Source organism: Ruegeria sp. HKCCA5839 (assembly GCF_013035585.1).
GTDB lineage: Bacteria > Pseudomonadota > Alphaproteobacteria > Rhodobacterales > Rhodobacteraceae > Ruegeria.
The window spans coordinates 26,168-41,839 of record NZ_WQIE01000006.1 but is presented as its reverse complement, the minus strand read 5'-3'; the positions used below and the strand labels follow the sequence as shown (position 1 = coordinate 41,839).

17 protein-coding genes are annotated in these 15,672 nt (G+C 57.9%); 10 read left to right on the top strand and 7 right to left on the bottom strand.

Translation table 11 applies throughout. The annotated features are described in order from the left end of the window. The first annotated feature begins 6 nt into the window (after positions 1-6). Positions 7-648, top strand: coding sequence for an LON peptidase substrate-binding domain-containing protein (locus GOV38_RS15785; RefSeq protein ID WP_171132235.1), 642 nt, complete (start codon positions 7-9; stop codon positions 646-648). Continuing rightward, positions 645-830 carry a Trm112 family protein gene (locus GOV38_RS15780; protein WP_171101333.1) on the top strand — a complete coding sequence of 62 codons (186 nt, stop codon included), beginning with the start codon at positions 645-647 and terminating at the stop codon, positions 828-830. Before GOV38_RS15785 ends, GOV38_RS15780 begins: the two co-directional genes overlap by 4 nt. On the opposite strand, the gene GOV38_RS15775 is transcribed toward GOV38_RS15780, so the two are convergent. Next, a complete protein-coding gene (locus tag GOV38_RS15775) occupies positions 827-2,089 on the bottom strand; it encodes an FAD-dependent monooxygenase (RefSeq protein ID WP_254430567.1) in 1,263 nt (420 codons plus the stop codon). The genes GOV38_RS15780 and GOV38_RS15775 overlap by 4 nt on opposite strands. 52 nt (positions 2,090-2,141) lie before the next feature. On the opposite strand from GOV38_RS15775, the gene GOV38_RS15770 reads away from it, so the two are divergent. The 4 genes from GOV38_RS15770 to GOV38_RS15755 all read left to right on the top strand — a co-directional run bounded on the left by GOV38_RS15770 (position 2,142) and on the right by GOV38_RS15755 (position 8,306). Then, positions 2,142-3,470: an amidase gene (locus GOV38_RS15770; protein WP_171209083.1), complete on the top strand. Its 1,329-nt coding sequence runs from the start codon at positions 2,142-2,144 to the stop codon at positions 3,468-3,470. Positions 3,471-3,578: 108 nt separating this feature from the next. Further along, positions 3,579-4,760, top strand: a complete 1,182-nt coding sequence (locus GOV38_RS15765) for an aminotransferase class I/II-fold pyridoxal phosphate-dependent enzyme (protein ID WP_171132240.1) — start codon at positions 3,579-3,581, stop codon at positions 4,758-4,760. 15 nt (positions 4,761-4,775) lie between these two features. Beyond that, on the top strand, positions 4,776-7,670 hold the full coding sequence (locus tag GOV38_RS15760) for a DNA translocase FtsK (RefSeq protein WP_171209082.1): 2,895 nt from the start codon (positions 4,776-4,778) through the stop codon (positions 7,668-7,670). A 39-nt stretch (positions 7,671-7,709) separates the two neighbouring features. After that, entirely contained in the window at positions 7,710-8,306 is a 597-nt protein-coding gene (locus GOV38_RS15755) for an outer-membrane lipoprotein carrier protein LolA (protein WP_171209081.1), read from the top strand. A 10-nt stretch (positions 8,307-8,316) separates the two neighbouring features. On the opposite strand, the gene GOV38_RS15750 is transcribed toward GOV38_RS15755, so the two are convergent. Then, positions 8,317-8,898 carry a lytic transglycosylase gene (locus tag GOV38_RS15750; protein ID WP_171101319.1) on the bottom strand — a complete coding sequence of 194 codons (582 nt, stop codon included), beginning with the start codon at positions 8,896-8,898 and terminating at the stop codon, positions 8,317-8,319. Positions 8,899-8,958: 60 nt separating this feature from the next. Continuing rightward, positions 8,959-9,840 (bottom strand): AEC family transporter, encoded by an 882-nt coding sequence (locus GOV38_RS15745; RefSeq protein WP_171209080.1) that lies wholly within the window; start codon positions 9,838-9,840, stop codon positions 8,959-8,961. A gap of 80 nt (positions 9,841-9,920) precedes the next feature. On the opposite strand from GOV38_RS15745, the gene hspQ reads away from it, so the two are divergent. Further along, entirely contained in the window at positions 9,921-10,247 is a 327-nt protein-coding gene (hspQ, locus tag GOV38_RS15740; protein ID WP_171101696.1) for a heat shock protein HspQ, read from the top strand. A 35-nt stretch (positions 10,248-10,282) separates the two neighbouring features. Here the strand turns inward: hspQ and ggt are convergent, their stop codons facing one another. From ggt to GOV38_RS15725, 3 genes are all read right to left on the bottom strand, one after another. After that, complete coding sequence (gene ggt, locus GOV38_RS15735; protein ID WP_171209079.1) at positions 10,283-11,860, bottom strand: gamma-glutamyltransferase; 1,578 nt, start codon at positions 11,858-11,860, stop codon at positions 10,283-10,285. Between the two features lie 211 nt (positions 11,861-12,071). Further along, the gene (locus GOV38_RS15730) at positions 12,072-12,494 is read right to left on the bottom strand and encodes an ATP-binding protein (protein WP_171209078.1); all 423 of its coding nucleotides are present in this window, start codon (positions 12,492-12,494) and stop codon (positions 12,072-12,074) included. A 50-nt stretch (positions 12,495-12,544) separates the two neighbouring features. Then, positions 12,545-12,877, bottom strand: coding sequence for an STAS domain-containing protein (locus tag GOV38_RS15725; protein WP_171101312.1), 333 nt, complete (start codon positions 12,875-12,877; stop codon positions 12,545-12,547). 101 nt (positions 12,878-12,978) lie between these two features. On the opposite strand from GOV38_RS15725, the gene GOV38_RS15720 reads away from it, so the two are divergent. Continuing rightward, complete coding sequence (locus GOV38_RS15720; RefSeq protein ID WP_171209077.1) at positions 12,979-14,151, top strand: acetyl-CoA C-acyltransferase; 1,173 nt, start codon at positions 12,979-12,981, stop codon at positions 14,149-14,151. Positions 14,152-14,222: 71 nt separating this feature from the next. After that, complete coding sequence (locus GOV38_RS15715) at positions 14,223-14,675, top strand: GAF domain-containing protein (RefSeq protein WP_171209076.1); 453 nt, start codon at positions 14,223-14,225, stop codon at positions 14,673-14,675. A 1-nt stretch (position 14,676) separates the two neighbouring features. Here GOV38_RS15715 and GOV38_RS15710 read toward each other — a convergent pair whose 3' ends face one another. Beyond that, positions 14,677-14,961 carry a DUF1294 domain-containing protein gene (locus GOV38_RS15710; protein WP_171101694.1) on the bottom strand — a complete coding sequence of 95 codons (285 nt, stop codon included), beginning with the start codon at positions 14,959-14,961 and terminating at the stop codon, positions 14,677-14,679. A 116-nt stretch (positions 14,962-15,077) separates the two neighbouring features. On the opposite strand from GOV38_RS15710, the gene GOV38_RS15705 reads away from it, so the two are divergent. Then, positions 15,078-15,647 carry a helix-turn-helix domain-containing protein gene (locus GOV38_RS15705; RefSeq protein WP_171101308.1) on the top strand — a complete coding sequence of 190 codons (570 nt, stop codon included), beginning with the start codon at positions 15,078-15,080 and terminating at the stop codon, positions 15,645-15,647. Positions 15,648-15,672 lie beyond the last annotated feature (25 nt).

The window sequence follows — 15,672 nt, the reverse complement described above, 5'->3', positions numbered from 1 at the left end:
GGTGCTATGATGCATCCCGCCGATCTGCCGGACACAGTTTCCGTATTTCCGCTGCCCGGGGCCGTACTCTTGCCCCGCGCGCGCCTGCCGCTGAACCTGTTTGAACCGCGCTACCTGCAAATGTTCGATGACGCCTTGAAGACGCCGGAGCGCATGATCGCGATGGTGCAGCCAAGCCCAAGTGCAAGCGATGAAAAGCGATTGCACAAGATCGGATGCGCCGGGCGGGTCACGCAGTTTTCTGAAACCGAAGATGGGCGGTATCTGATTACGCTCACCGGGATTTCGCGGTTTCGCATTCAATCCGAGTTGGACACATTTACCCCCTATCGGCGCTGCGCCGTGACCTGGGAGGGGTTCGATCGGGATTTGGGCAAACCCGAATCTGACACCGGATTTGACCGCGTTTCTTTCATGAGTTTGCTCGAGCGGTTTTTTACGTCTCGCCAGCTGTCCACCGACTGGGAAACCATGAAACACGCGGATGACGAGCTGCTGGTCAACTCGTTGTCAATGCTTCTGGATTTCGCCCCCGAAGACAAGCAGGCTCTGTTGGAAGCGCCTTGTTTGCGGACGCGTCGCGAAACGCTTGTCACCTTGATCGAATTTGCTATGCGGGGCGGCACCAACGAGGAAAAATTGCAATGACCGACGCCGAACACGCTTTTGACCGCCACATGCTTGAGGCGCTGATCTGCCCGCAGACCCATACGACCCTGCATTACGATGCTGAAAAACAAGAGCTGGTGTCAAAAGCCGCCGGGCTGGCCTTTCCGATCCGCAATGGCATCCCGGTGATGCTTGTGGATGAGGCGCGCACGCTGGACTAAATCGCACGCCCTTGCAGCAACTTGGGCAGGTCGCCGGTCAAACCTGCGGCCTCGCGCACAAACCCCCGGCGCAGGCCCGGCAGGGATCCGACGATCCCCATGCCGATGTCGCGCCCAAGGCGCAGTAAAGGGTTGTCGTTGGAAAACAGCTTGTTGAACACATCCGTCGCCATCGCCAGTGACGCCGTGTCAAACCGTCGCCATTCCTGATAGCGCTCCAGCACCAACACCGATCCGATATCTTCTCCGCGTCGCCCGGCGAGGGTCAGCACCTCGGCCAAAGCGCCCACATCCCGCAAGCCGGCGTTCAGGCCTTGGCCCGCTATCGGATGCATTCCATGGGCTGCATCCCCAACCAGGGCCAGCCGGTCGGCAATGAACGCATTGGCAATGGACAGGTTCAGCGGATAGGTAAAGCGGTCGCCGGCCAGCCGGATATCGCCCAGGAAATCCCCGAAACGCGGGCGCAGAACTTCAAGATATGCGTCATCAGACAGCGCGTTGATCTGTTGCGCGGCTTCTCGGGTCTCGCTCCAGACAATCGAGCTGCGGTTGCCCGTCAGGGGCAGAATGGCCAGCGGCCCCGGGGGCATAAAGAACTGATGCGCGATACCATGATGCGGCAAATCGTGCTCGATAGCGCAGACCAGCGCGGTCTGGCCATAATCCCAGCCTGTCCGTTTGATCCCCGCCCGCACAGCCGTCCCGCTATTGCGCCCGTCACAGCCCACCAGCACACGGCCCGTTAGTGTCTGCCCATCCTCCAGCGTCACACTTGCGCCATTGGTGTCGATCTGCTGCGCGATTACAGATGTGCCGTTCACCAGAGTAATCCGCGGCTCGACTGCCATCGCATCCAGAAAGGCGCGGCGCAGGTGACGGTCTTCGACCATATAGCCCATCGGGCCCTCTTCGATCTCGGCATGGTCGAAATGCATGAAAAAGGGCGAAGGGCCCGCGCCTGCATGACCATCGGTGACCTTGATCTCAAGCATGGGCTGTGCGTGATCCTCGACGCGCTCCCAGATGCCGATTGCGTCCAGCAAACGCTGAGAGGCGAGCGCCAAGGCATAAGCACGCCCGTCAAAGGCAGCGTTCTTGCGCACCATCTCGGACAATGCATCGATCACCGCGACTGAATGCCCGGTTTGCGCCAAAGCCAGGGCCAGAGCAGGACCGTTCAACCCACCGCCTACGATCAGAATATCAGAACCAAATGTCATGCCCTGCAATATGCGCGCCCTTTCGGGATTGTCCATGTGCAGTCCTGTCGCTACCGTCGCGAAAAGTCAAAAAGCAGGAGGCGTTGGGATGCAGGACTGGTTGACCATGACAGCGTGTGATTTGGGTCGTGGGATTGGCATGGGTCAGATTGATCCGGTCGAGCTGACCGAAACCTACCTGTCGGCCATTGATGACCATCCGCATCGCGACCGCATCTATGCCCGCGTGACCCACGACCGGGCCCGGGCCGAGGCCGCAGCCGCTGCGGAACGCGCCAAGACAGGGTTGCGCCGGTCATTGCTGGACGGCGTGCCGATCAGCTGGAAAGACCTGTTCGACACCGCAGGCATAGGAACCGAAGCGGGCTCGGCCTTGCTCAAAGGTCGTATTCCGGATGCCGACGCTTTGGTTTTGCGCAACGCGACGCAGATGGGCACGGTCTGTCTGGGCAAAACCCATATGAGCGAGCTGGCCTTTTCTGGCCTTGGCCTTAACCCGATCACGGAAACACCTCCCTGCGTGAATGACGAGGCGGCTGTTCCGGGCGGATCCTCGTCGGGGGCTGCGGCCTCGGTTGCTTGGGGGTTGGCGGCCTGTGGCATCGGTTCGGACACGGGCGGGTCGGTTCGGATCCCGTCTGCGTGGAACGATCTGGTGGGGCTGAAGACCACCGCAGGGCGGTTGAGCCTTGAGGGCATTGTGCCCTTGTGCCTGCGCTTTGACACCGTTGGCCCGTTGACTCGTTCAGTCGAGGACGCCGCCCATGTGCTGGCCGCATTGGAAGGCGGAACACCAGCGGACTTGCGTAGCGCCACGCTGAAAGGCCGCCGCTTTGCCGATCTGCAAAACGTCGCCAAGGACGACCTGCGCACCGCACCGGGTCAAGCTTATGAAAACGCACTGGCGAAACTGTCCGAAGCGGGTGCCGAGATCGTACCGCTGGAAGTGCCCGAGCTGAACGACGCCATGGGTCTGACCAGCGTGATCTATACCGCCGAAGCCTATGGGCTGTGGCGTGATGTGATCGAAGCCAACCCTGAGGCGATGTATCCAGAAATTCTGGAACGGTTCCGCATCGGGTTGGGCTATTCCGGCCCCGACTATGTGGCGGCCTGGGCCAAGCTGAAGGCGTGCCGCAACGCCTGGGACGCTGCCACCGCCGGGTTTGATGCGGTCCTAGCGCCTACGGCCCCAATTCTGCCGCCCAATCTGGAGCGGTTGATGAATGATCACGACTATTACGTTACCGAAAACCTCTTAGCTCTGCGCAATACCCGGATCGGGAACCTGATGGGGTTGGCGTCCCTGACTTTGCCAACCGGAACACCAAGTTGCGGGCTTATGGTTCTCAGCTATCCCAACTCGGAAGAGGCGCTTTTGCGCATTGGCGCAGCCATGGAATCGGCTTTGGCCTGAATGCCACAATCCCCTGATTCGGAACCTCTTTGTCTGGACGAGAAGGCGCGTGGGCTGTAACCTGCCTTTCAAACGGGGCGTAAATGATCCCGATATTGAGGCAGTACTATGAATTTCCCCGAGCGGTTTTCGAACCTTCCGGCATATGCATTTCCGCGCCTGCGCGCCCTGTTGGATCACCATCAGCCCGGCGGCGAAGTAGTGCACATGACAATCGGCGCGCCGACGCATGATTTCCCGGCTTGGGTGACAGATGTCATCATTGAAAACGCGGCCGGGTTTCAGGGATATCCTCCGAATGAAGGCTCGGCTGAGCTGCGAGAGGCAATCACCGACTGGATTCAGCGCCGCTATGGTGTCGAGATGGACCCCGATGCCAATGTGATGGCGCTGAACGGCACGCGAGAGGGGCTTTATAACGCCGCGATGGCACTTTGCCCCGAGCAAAAGAATGGTCAGCAACCCGTAATTTTGTGTCCGAACCCGTTCTATCAGGTCTATATGGTCGCCTCGCTTTCGGTTGCAGCGCAGCCCTATTTTGTGCCCGCCACCGCTGCGACAGGGCATTTGCCGGACTACGCGGGCCTGCCCGAAGACATTCTGAACCGCACGGCGATTGCCTATATCTGTTCACCGGCCAATCCGCAGGGCGCAGTGGCGTCGCGCGATTATTGGGCCGAGCTGATCCGCTTGGCCGAGACCTATGATTTCCGGATCTTCGCAGATGAGTGCTACTCCGAGATCTACCGGGATGAGGCACCAGTTGGCATACTGACTGTGGCGCAAGAATTGGGGGCTGATCCTGAACGCATTACCCTGTTCAATTCGCTGTCAAAACGGTCGAACCTGGCCGGTTTGCGGTCAGGTTTGATTGCAGGTGGGCCAAAGACAATCGACCACGTCAAAACCCTGCGCACCTATGCGGGTTCACCCCTGCCGCTGCCACTGCAGGCCGCTGCGGCCAAGGTGTGGGCGGATGAGGTGCATGTGCGGGAAAACCGCGCGCTCTATCAAGAGAAATACGCCATCGCCGATGAAGTCTTTGGTGGCGTGCAGGGATATATGTCCCCGCAGGCTGGCTTTTTCCTCTGGCTACCGGTCGAAAATGGTGAGGAAACCGCATTGAAAGTCTGGAAAGAAACCGGAGTTCGGGTTCTGCCAGGCGCATATCTGTCTCAAGGGGATCCGGGGCAAAACCCGGGCGAAGGCTTTATCCGGGCTGCTTTGGTGGCCCCAAAAACAGAGTTGCAGCGCGGGCTGATTACGCTGCGCGACTGCATCTATTCGTGAGGTACGAGGGCGAACATGGCATCTTATAACGCGCGTAATCGCGATCCATTGCTGGACAGCACCACTCAGGCCGCGCTGGAACGGCGCAGCAAGGAACTGGTTGGTATTGCATTGATTTTGCTTGGCCTGGCCGCAGCTGCAATGATCTGGTCCTATTCTCCCGAAGATCCCAATTGGATGGTCTCGACGGACGCACCAGTTCAGAACTGGATGGGCCGGATCGGAGCGTCGATTGCAGCCCCCCTGTTCATGATTGTGGGCTGGGGCAGTTGGGGGATCGCTTTGGTCCTGATCACATGGGGCGTGCGTTTTGCCGGGCATTTCAACGAAGACCGCGCCATCGCCCGCCTGATCTTTGCGCCGATCTGGATCGCCGTAGCCTCGGTCTATGCCGCCACGCTTGTTCCGGGCGCGGAATGGCGCGCCACTCACAGCTATGGTCTGGGAGGTTTGTTTGGTGACACCGTCATGGGTGCCTTGCTGACATTGCTGCCGATTTCTTCGCACTTCCTGGTCAAACTGATGTCGCTGGCGATGGCGCTGGGCATGTTGGCGATGGGTGCCTTTGTACTGGGCTTTTCAAAGGATGACGTTCGCCGGGGGTTCCGGGCGTTCCTTTTGGGGCTTGTCATGTCCTATGACATCCTGATGAACCTGTTGGGTCGCGGGGCTGCGGCTACTGCGCAGGCGGCGCGTGATCGCCGTGCCAAATGGGACGAGCGCAAAGCGTTGCAGGCCGAAGCCGCAGAGTTTGACGATGAGTTCGCGTATGCCGATCCGATCTTTGATGAACCGGACTTGACTGACGCACCCAAACAGGGGCTGTTGGCCCGGATGCCTGGCCTGATCCGCCGCCCCGATCCGATGCCCGAGCCTGAACTGATCGATCCCGAGCCTATCGCTGATTTCGACGACATGCCCGGCGAAGATCGCATTCGTTCGAAAATCTCGGCCGCCGTGCGCAATCGCAAAGTGGCTACGGGTGAGATGACGCCCGAGCCGGATCCGAACCTGCCGCTGACCAAAGGGCGCGGTCGTCGCCCCGATCCTTTGATCCTGAACGCGGGCCAAGGTGATGAATTGCCGCCTGAACCGCCGATTACAGCTGCCGGATTGCCGCCCGAACCACCGGTTACTTCGGCCGAGACGCAGTGGCAGGACCCGTCAAGCTTTGCACCCGAGCCCGACTTGGACGCCTCCACAGCCGATCTGGATGATGATCCGGTCTTTGAGGACGATATCGAACCCGCGTTGCAACAGCGCCCGGCGATGAAGATCCCGGCAGCAGAGCCGCGCAAACCGGTTGTGGCGCAACCGGTGCGCCGTACGCCCCCGCCCTCGCGACGGGCACAGGCCGAAGCGCAACCAACGCTGTCTTTCGAAGAACGGCATTCCGATTTCGAGTTGCCACCTTTGGGTCTGTTGTCAAACCCGGCCAATATCCAACGCCACCATCTGAGTGACGAAGCGTTGGAAGAAAACGCGCGGATGCTGGAAAACGTGCTGGATGACTACGGCGTCAAAGGCGAGATCGTCAGCGTCCGCCCCGGCCCCGTTGTGACCATGTATGAGCTTGAACCGGCGCCAGGCCTGAAAGCCAGCCGCGTGATCGGGCTGGCCGACGATATCGCGCGTTCGATGTCGGCCCTGTCGGCGCGGGTCTCGACCCTGCCAGGTCGTTCGGTGATCGGTATCGAACTGCCCAATGAGAACCGCGAAATGGTGGTACTGCGCGAAATCCTTGCCAGCCGTGATTTCGGCGATGGCAACCAGGCGCTGCCTTTGGCCTTGGGTAAGGATATCGGCGGTGAATCCGTTGTGGCGAACCTGGCCAAGATGCCTCACCTGCTGATCGCGGGTACCACTGGGTCAGGTAAATCGGTGGCGATCAATACGATGATCCTGTCGCTGCTGTACCGGCTGACACCGGATGAATGCCGCTTGATCATGATCGACCCCAAGATGCTGGAACTGTCTGTCTATGACGGTATCCCGCATCTGCTCTCACCGGTTGTTACCGACCCGAAAAAGGCGGTGGTCGCTCTGAAATGGGTCGTGGGCGAGATGGAGGATCGCTATCGCAAGATGTCCAAAATGGGCGTCCGCAATATCGCGGGCTATAACGGACGCGTCAAAGACGCGCTGTCCAAAGGCGAAATGTTCAGCCGCACGGTGCAGACCGGATTTGATGATGAAACCGGCGAACCCGTGTTCGAGACGGAAGAATTCGCGCCCGAGTCGATGCCTTATATCGTGGTCATCGTGGACGAGATGGCCGATCTGATGATGGTCGCGGGCAAAGAGATCGAAGCCTGCATTCAGCGTCTGGCGCAGATGGCGCGGGCCTCGGGCATTCATCTGATCATGGCCACCCAGCGTCCTTCGGTGGATGTGATCACCGGGACAATTAAGGCCAACTTCCCCACACGGATTTCGTTCCAGGTGACCTCGAAAGTCGACAGCCGTACCATTCTGGGCGAGATGGGTGCCGAACAATTGCTGGGGCAGGGCGACATGCTTTATATGGCGGGTGGGGCCAAGATCACCCGTTGTCACGGGCCGTTCGTGTCGGATGAAGAGGTTGAAGAGATCGTCAACCACCTGAAACAGTTCGGCCCGCCGGATTACATGAGCGGCGTGGTGGATGGCCCGGCTGAAGAAAAGGCCGATAATATCGACGCGGTTCTGGGCCTGAATACCGGTGGCAACACCAACGGAGAAGACGCGCTTTATGATCAGGCGGTGGCGATTGTGATCAAGGATCGCAAATGCTCGACCTCATATATTCAGCGGAAACTTGCCATTGGGTACAACAAAGCCGCACGGCTGGTTGAGCAAATGGAAGAAGAAGGTGTTGTTTCCGGGGCAAATCACGTGGGCAAACGCGAAATCCTGGTGCCCGAGCAGTAGGATATTTAATAACAAGGGCAAAACGCTTATCTGGGTTCTATGAAACAGATCGCTTTTGCCCTTGCCGTTGCGCTGATCGCCCCTGCCTCTTGGGCGGCTGAGAAGCTGCAACTGTCACAGATATCGAACTACCTCAATGACCTGACGACGGTTCAAACCACGTTTACGCAAGTAAACGATGATGGGTCGCTCAGCACCGGGCAGCTCTGGCTGGACCGGCCCGGCAAGATGCGGTTCGAATATGATCCGCCCAACAGCGCCGTTGTGCTGGCGCGTGCCGGTACGGTTCAGATTTTTGATCCCAAATCCAATCAGCCGCCCGAGCAATATCCGCTGCGCCGCACGCCCCTGTCATTGGTGCTGGCCCGCAACGTGAATTTGGGGCAGGCCAATATGGTGGTTGGTCATGACTTTGACGGCACGGCGACGATCGTCACCGCGCAGGACCCAAAGAATCCGGAAAACGGGCGGATTGAACTGATGTTTACCAGCGATCCGGTCGAACTGCGCAAATGGGTGATCTATGACAGCGCAGGTACCCAGACCACGGTACTGCTTGGGGCGCTGACCGAAGGCGAAAGCTTTGATTCCAGCCTGTTTTCCAGCGGTAAACGGGTCGGGTCAGCCAATCGCTGACCCAAGCCGATTAGATACGGCAGCTTGCAAGCTGGGCTTGATACAGTTGCGCGCGGGCATCCACATCATCAGCCACATTCAGAAGCCATGACTTGCGGTTATAGCTGCCTCGGGCAAAGCCAGCATGACCTTCGTGATAGGCCAGATACTGGTTGCGCGTGTCGCTGGGATGAATGCCGTTTTTCTCAAAGCTTTTATTCATATACCAGCCGATAAAATCGGATGCGTCGCGGATCCGATCCCGCTTGGCGCGCCGCTTGCCGGTTTCGCGCTGATATTGCTCCCACGTTCCATCCAGCGCCTGACCATAGCCATAGGCGCTGCTTTGACGTCCCATGGGGATCACGCCGAGAACATATTGGTGCGGGGTGCGCGCGTCATGGCGATACCGGCTTTCCTGATAGATCGTGGCCATCTGAACGTGAACAGGGACGCCCCATTTCCGCTCGGTGTTTTTGAAGGCCTTGATATATTCAGGCTTTTCGCGAGCAATACTGCACGCGTCATTCAATCTGCTCGGTGGTTGCTTAGAGCCACCACCACAGGATGCCAAAAGCAGCACCCCGAAGAGTACGAAAAGAATTCTGCTCATGTGCCTCGTGCCTTTTTTCTTTATTCTAGCGCAGATTGAGCCTTTAGGAAATCACAATCGCTACAGAATAATTGCTAGAATTATCGGCAATGCCGCTACTGATAGTAGCGTCGACACCATGACCATGCCCGCAACGGCGTCAGAGTCGGCGTTGAACCGCTCGGCCAGCAGGTAAGACGTCACCGCAACGGGTGTACACATCTGCAACACCATCACGCCAAAGGCGATGCGGTCCAGTTGGAATACTTCGGCCAATACCCAGCCCAGAACAAAGCAAACCAGGAGTTTCAATAGCGACAACCAAACAGCTTGCCGCAGCTTTTGTGTTGTCAGGCGGGCGATCGCCACACCGACTGTAATCAGCATCAGGGGCACCGCCATCTGGCCCAGCAGATCCAGCGTGTTGGTCAGGAAGACCGGCGTTTCCCAACCTTGCCACAGAAACAGCGCACCCAAAAGCGTGGCCCAGACCATGGGTTCTTGCAAAGCTTTCCCAAACGCGCCGCGCCCCGCCACCAAATAGATTCCGTAGGTAAACGAGAACAAAGCCGTTACCGCAAGAAAGATAACCGCATAGCCAAGCCCCGCTTGACCAAATGCAAAGATACACAAGGGCAGCCCAAGATTGCCCGTATTGCCAAAGATCAGCGGTGCCAGATAACTGCGTTGATCCAACCCGGTTATCCGGACAAACACCCCAAATGCCACCGCCAGCGCCACATGGCCTGCAATGGCTGCCAGTGTAAAAAGCGTCAATTGCCCTGCGGGAATATCGGTTTGCATCAACGCGACAAAGATCAGACTGGGAACGGCCAACGTCACCCCAAGCCGGGTCACAAATTGCAAACGATATTCAAATCCCAGCTTGACCCAGATAAACCCAATCGCTGACAGCAAAAAAACAGGTGCCACAATTTCGAACACTGTCAGAATTAGGTTCACAGACTGTTTCCTTTGATTTTCGACGAATGATTGGCTTTTCGACCCGGAAAGATGTAGTAAAGCCTTCGGGGGCTGAAGCAATGCTAAAGACACATGCCAAATATCGCCTGGGACAGGTGGTCCGTCACAAAAAACATCCCTTCCGAGGGGTGATTTTTGATGTTGATCCAGAGTTTGCGAACTCGGAAGAATGGTATGAAGCCATTCCTGAAGACAGCCGGCCTATCAAGGATCAGCCCTTCTATCACTTGCTGGCCGAAAACGATCAATCCTTCTATGTTGCTTATGTTTCAGAACAAAATTTGATCGAAGACCAATCAGGCGAGCCGGTTGAACATCCTGATATTCCAAACATGTTCGGGCCATTCCAGGATGGGTCCTATCCCTTGCACTTTCAGTTGAACTGAATTTGCGGGTCAGGTCTTTTGCCCGACCCGCAACGCTAGTAGCCCAAGGCGCAACCATCTTTTCTCGGGTCACTTGCCCCTTCCAATACACCGCTTTCGTGGATACGGATGGCTTGGGCACCGCCTAGTGGTGTTTCCGGAGTCTCGATAATGTGGCCCATTCCTGACAATTGTTCGCGAACACTGTCCGAATAGCCGCGTTCCATTTTCAACACTCCGTCAGTCGCAAACGCCCTCGGACCCGTCAGGTTGTCCTGCAAACCCATGTTGAAATCCACCATGTTCGACAGAAACCGTGCATGGCCCGTCGGTTGATAGGCCCCGCCCATCACGCCAAACGGCATCAGGACGCGTCCGTTTTCGCGCAACAGACCCGGAATAATCGTGTGCATAGGTCGTTTGCCACCGCCGAATTCGTTTGGGTGCCCGGCTTCAAGGGTAAAGCCCGCTCCGCGATTTTGCAGAAGAATTCCAAACTTGGGCGAGGCGATGCCCGACCCAAACCCGTGATAGATAGAATAGATCAACGACACCGCCATTCGGTCACGATCCACCACAGTGATATAAATCGTGTCTTTATGTACGGCCTCGGTCAGCTCAGCCGCCGCTGGCATCGCACGTTTGGGATCAATCAGCACCGCAAGCTTTGCCGCCGTCTCGGGTGCAAGAAAGTGCTCCATCCGACTGCTGTAATCCGGATCCGCTATGAAGCGGTTGCGGGCATCATAGGCCAGTTTCGTTGCCTCAGCTTCAATATGAACACGCTCTGCGCCCCAAGGGTCCATTCCGGCCAGGTCGAAATGCTTCAAAATGTTTAGGAGCAAGATCGCAGTGGCCCCTTGCCCGTTAGGCGGATGCTCCAACAACTCGAGACCACCATAGTCGCCCGAGACGGGTTCGGTCTTATTACACTGCGTGATTGCGAAATCCTGCTCGGTATGAACACCGCCAAACTCAGACAAGGCCGCCAGCATGTCTTCGGCAACCTCGCCAGTGTAGAAAGCGTCGCGCCCGTCGCGCGCGATGCGGCGCAACACCTCTGCCTGTCCGGGGCTGCGAAAGATGTCGCCGGTTTTCAGGGGCTTGCCTTGGTGCAGATAGTGATCCCGCGCGGCGCTTTGCAGCGTTTTCGCGCCATTTATCCAATCAAACGCCACCCGCTGAGCCACAGGAACTCCGGTCTCAGCATAATGTATCGCGGGGTTTAGAATGGCCTCTAACCCCAGCTTTCCTTCGGTTTCGGACAAATGGCAGAACGCATCAATCGCACCGGGAACGGTGACAGCATCAGGGGTATTTAACGGCATGGCCGTCAGGCCCTTGTCTCGTAGCAAAGCGGCGTTCGCCGCTTGCGGAGCGCGACCCGAGCCATTGAGCGCACGAATCGTGTTCTCCCCGGGCCGGTCGAAAAGAACGAAACAGTCACCCCCGATCCCGGTCATCTGAGGTTCGCATATGCCGAGCAAAACCGCTCCGGCAATGGCCGCGTCCATCGCGTTGCCACCTTGTTCAAGTATGTCGAGAGCTGCCTTTGCCGCCAACGGATGCGACGTGGCGCACATTCCTTCGGTCGCCAGAACCTCGGACCGGCCCGGCATATGTAAATCGCGCATCAGGATCCCTTTGCATTGATCAGGGCGAACCTAAGATGCTGATCGAGAATGTCCAACAGATTTGGGGGGGAAGTCCTCGACGCCGGTCACTGGGTGGGGGCTGTGACGTCCGGCGCCGAGGGAAGCTATCTGAGCTACCCTCTCTGTATGATTAGCATTTGCGGCGCCTCAATGGTCCGATCTGGGCGTTATTGTGGCCATTTCACGTATGTCATGACATTTCCGCGAAATCAAAGCTCAGAACCAGCCGATTCACACCCGCCTCGCGCTCATACACGACGTCGCTGGTCAATTGTCGGATCAAGAACCACCCGAATCCCCCTTCGGGCAGATCGAGCCGCGCGGTTTCGACCGAAACTGCTTTGGCCTCTGGGATCTTTATGCCGGGCATCGGTTGGCCCGTATCGATGATTTCGATGTCCAGTGTATTTTTGCGCAGGCGACAATTGACCTGAATGTCAGCAGCATCAACGCCGGAATATGCATGTTCGACAATATTGTTGACGGCTTCGGCCAACGCGATTCTGACATCACCGACGCGATCCGCCTGCAAACCTTGTTCTGCAAGACATGCACTCAGATATGCGATTCCCGAACTGGCCTGAACCTCAGTTGCCGAAAACGTCAGGTCCATGCAATCTGCTTTCTGGGTTGGCGTCACAATGTTTCACTCCGGCCCGTGTGTCAGTCAGCCGCGACCGCATCCTCAAGAGAAGCAAAAAGCTTGAACACCGTATCCATCCGGGTCAGCCGAAACACCTTTTCGACCACCGGATGAAGCCCGGCCAGATCTAGCCGGCAACCGTCGTCCAGCTGTTTCATTGACGCAACGATGGCACCCAGCCCGCTGGAGTCGATGAATTCGACGACGGACAGATCCAGAATCACGCGTTTTGCCTTGGCTTCGGTGACACGGCGCATGTCTTCCTTGAATTGAATTGCCATAGCCGCGTCAATCCGGTCACAATTGACGGCGATAACCTGCGTGTCACCTGTTGTCGTACTGCTGAGTCCCATGCCCGCGACCCCTTGGATTTTGAAATCTATCGTAGAAATACGCTAGACGGGAATTCTTACCATTCGGTATCCAGAGTTTGGAAAGGCATGGGAGGCTTCTGATGAAAGACGTTGTGATCGCAGGTGCGGCACGCACACCGATGGGTGGCTTTCAAGGCATGTTCGACGGGGTGCCCGCAGCCCAGCTTGGTGGCACAGCCATTCGGGCCGCGCTGGATGGTGCAGGGGCTGCTACGGTAGATGAGGTTTTGATGGGCTGCGTCCTGCCCGCAGGTCAAGGCCAGGCCCCTGCGCGTCAAGCCGGGTTTGCCGCGGGTCTGGGCGAAGAGGTGCCTGCAACCACGCTCAACAAGATGTGCGGCTCGGGCATGAAGGCAGCCATGATGGCCTTTGATCAGATCGCGCTGGGCCATGCCGAAACCATCGTGGCCGGTGGCATGGAAAGCATGACCAACGCCCCATATCTGCTGCCGAAAATGCGCGGTGGGGCGCGGATTGGTCATGGTCAGGTGGTCGACCACATGTTCCTTGACGGGCTGGAAGATGCCTACGACAAGGGTCGTCTGATGGGCACATTTGCTGAAGATTGCGCCGAAGCGTTCCAATTCACCCGCGAAGCGCAGGATGAATATGCGCTACAGTCCTTGTCGAACGCGCTGAAGGCACAAGACAGCGACGCGTTCAGCCATGAGATCACCCCCGTCACGATTGAGACCCGCAAGGGCGCCGTGGTCCTTGAGGCTGACGAACAACCAAAATCCGCTCGGCCCGAGAAAATCCCCACCCTGAAACCGGCGTTCCGCAAGGACGGAACCGTAACAGCGGCCAATTCCTCGTCAATTTCCGACGGTGCAGCAGCGCTCGTTCTGGCGTCAACCCAAGCGGCCGAGGCGCAGGGCCTGACAGTCCGGGCCCGCATTCTGGGCCACGCAAGCCATGCACAAGCCCCTGGCCTTTTCACAACCGCCCCGGTTCCGGCGGCGCAAAAACTGCTTGAGCGATTGGGTTGGAGCAAAAACGATGTGGACCTGTGGGAGGTCAACGAAGCCTTTGCCGTCGTCCCCATGGCGTTTATGCATGAAATGGGCCTGCCGCGTGAAATCGTGAACGTCAATGGTGGCGCCTGTGCCCTGGGCCACCCGATCGGAGCCTCGGGCGCGCGCATCATGGTCACGCTTCTCAACGCACTTGAAAAGCGCGACCTCAAACGCGGCATCGCTGCAATCTGCATCGGAGGCGGAGAAGGCACAGCCATTGCAATAGAACGCGTTTGACCCTTCCTGTTGTTTCAAATACGGCAGGTGTTGGGGCCGCGCGCGCCCCGGAAACGTCAAAAAGCCATACCATGACTGTCGACTACGCAACGCTGTCCAAAACCATCGCTGCCCTGACCGAAGGCGAAACCGATCAGATCGCGCTGATGGCCACGATCGCATGCGAGGTGCATCACGCTGATGATCGGTTCGACTGGACCGGGTTCTATCGCGTGACCGAACCTGAGCTGCTGAAAATCGGCCCCTATCAGGGTGGCCATGGGTGCCTGGTGATCCCGTTTCATCGGGGTGTTTGTGGCGCCGCCGCGCGCACCGGTGAAACCCAGCTGGTCCCGGATGTCGAGGCCTTTCCCGGCCATATCGCCTGTGCTTCCTCCACGCGGTCGGAACTGGTTCTGCCGGTGCGAGATGCCAAGGGTGAGGTCATTGCGGTCTTTGACATCGACAGCGATCAGCCGGATGCTTTCCGGCAATCCGATGCAACTGTGTTGCAAGCCATTTTGGACGGCGTATTCGCGCGCTAAGCTACCAAAACGTGCTCGGAACGTTGCCAGACAAGACAAAATAGACCAAACCCGCCTGCACGCATAGAATCGCGTAAAGCCCAAAGCCAAAACGGGATTTGCGGGTTTTGTGCTTGAAAATCCAGCGACCCAGAACCGCACCTGGGCTGCCACCAAGCGCTGCAAGCCACAAAAGCCGACGCTCGGGGATCCGACGTTTCCGGCGACCCGCGCGCAGCTTGTCCCAGCCAAAGGCCAGCAAAGCCAAGGCGTTAACTGCCCACAGATACATCACGACGATCCACATGGTGACTGATTATCCAAGGTCACCCAAACACCCAAGTGAAAAAACGCTTGGAAATTTCATTGATTCGAGTCATCGTGAAAATCGAGGGTAAAATTTCACGAAAGCCGGAGCCAGCTTTGAACACTCAAGCCCCCCATGGCGCCACGCTCGGAGCGGATATCCGCGCCCTACGCAAAGCGCGTGGGCTGACACTGACCGAAATCGCCGTGCGTCTGGACCGCTCGGTCGGGTGGCTCAGCCAGGTTGAACGGGACATGTCCGAGCCATCGATCTCGGACCTGCGCCAGATTGCTGAATGTCTGGGCGTGCCGATGTCGATGCTGTTTGCCCATTCCGCTGTTCCGGTCGAAGAGCAGGGCTATGTCGTGCGCGCCGGGTCACGGCGGCCGATGGGGTCGGGTGAGGAAGGGTTGATCGAGGAATTGCTTTCGCCCGATCTGACCGACGATTTCGAGATGGTGCATTCAACTTTCGAGCCCCACTCCAAGATGCAGACACCCGCCAACAGGCCAACTCAAGAGGTGGGCTATATGATCTCGGGCCAGCTGGATCTGACCATCGGTTCGCGGCAATTCACGGTCGGACCAGGCGACAGTTTTCGGATCAAACATGAACCCTATCACTGGGCAAACCCCTACAACGCGCCCGCCGTGGCGATCTGGGTCATTGCCCCACCGGTGTATTAATGAGCTTTGAAGCCTGTGCCATATC

What these genes read in the sequence shown, in the direction of transcription:
- GOV38_RS15785 (WP_171132235.1), top strand. Translation starts at nt 7, where the DNA reads ATGATGCATCCCGCCGATCTGCCGGACACAGTTTCCGTATTTCCGCTG.
- GOV38_RS15780 (WP_171101333.1), top strand. Translation starts at nt 645, where the DNA reads ATGACCGACGCCGAACACGCTTTTGACCGCCACATGCTTGAGGCGCTG.
- GOV38_RS15775 (WP_254430567.1), bottom strand. Translation starts at nt 2,089, where the DNA reads ATGGACAATCCCGAAAGGGCGCGCATATTGCAGGGCATGACATTTGGT.
- GOV38_RS15770 (WP_171209083.1), top strand. Translation starts at nt 2,142, where the DNA reads ATGCAGGACTGGTTGACCATGACAGCGTGTGATTTGGGTCGTGGGATT.
- GOV38_RS15765 (WP_171132240.1), top strand. Translation starts at nt 3,579, where the DNA reads ATGAATTTCCCCGAGCGGTTTTCGAACCTTCCGGCATATGCATTTCCG.
- GOV38_RS15760 (WP_171209082.1), top strand. Translation starts at nt 4,776, where the DNA reads ATGGCATCTTATAACGCGCGTAATCGCGATCCATTGCTGGACAGCACC.
- GOV38_RS15755 (WP_171209081.1), top strand. Translation starts at nt 7,710, where the DNA reads ATGAAACAGATCGCTTTTGCCCTTGCCGTTGCGCTGATCGCCCCTGCC.
- GOV38_RS15750 (WP_171101319.1), bottom strand. Translation starts at nt 8,898, where the DNA reads ATGAGCAGAATTCTTTTCGTACTCTTCGGGGTGCTGCTTTTGGCATCC.
- hspQ (WP_171101696.1), top strand. Translation starts at nt 9,921, where the DNA reads ATGCTAAAGACACATGCCAAATATCGCCTGGGACAGGTGGTCCGTCAC.
- ggt (WP_171209079.1), bottom strand. Translation starts at nt 11,860, where the DNA reads ATGCGCGATTTACATATGCCGGGCCGGTCCGAGGTTCTGGCGACCGAA.
- GOV38_RS15730 (WP_171209078.1), bottom strand. Translation starts at nt 12,494, where the DNA reads ATGGACCTGACGTTTTCGGCAACTGAGGTTCAGGCCAGTTCGGGAATC.
- GOV38_RS15725 (WP_171101312.1), bottom strand. Translation starts at nt 12,877, where the DNA reads ATGGGACTCAGCAGTACGACAACAGGTGACACGCAGGTTATCGCCGTC.
- GOV38_RS15720 (WP_171209077.1), top strand. Translation starts at nt 12,979, where the DNA reads ATGAAAGACGTTGTGATCGCAGGTGCGGCACGCACACCGATGGGTGGC.
- GOV38_RS15715 (WP_171209076.1), top strand. Translation starts at nt 14,223, where the DNA reads ATGACTGTCGACTACGCAACGCTGTCCAAAACCATCGCTGCCCTGACC.
- GOV38_RS15710 (WP_171101694.1), bottom strand. Translation starts at nt 14,961, where the DNA reads ATGTGGATCGTCGTGATGTATCTGTGGGCAGTTAACGCCTTGGCTTTG.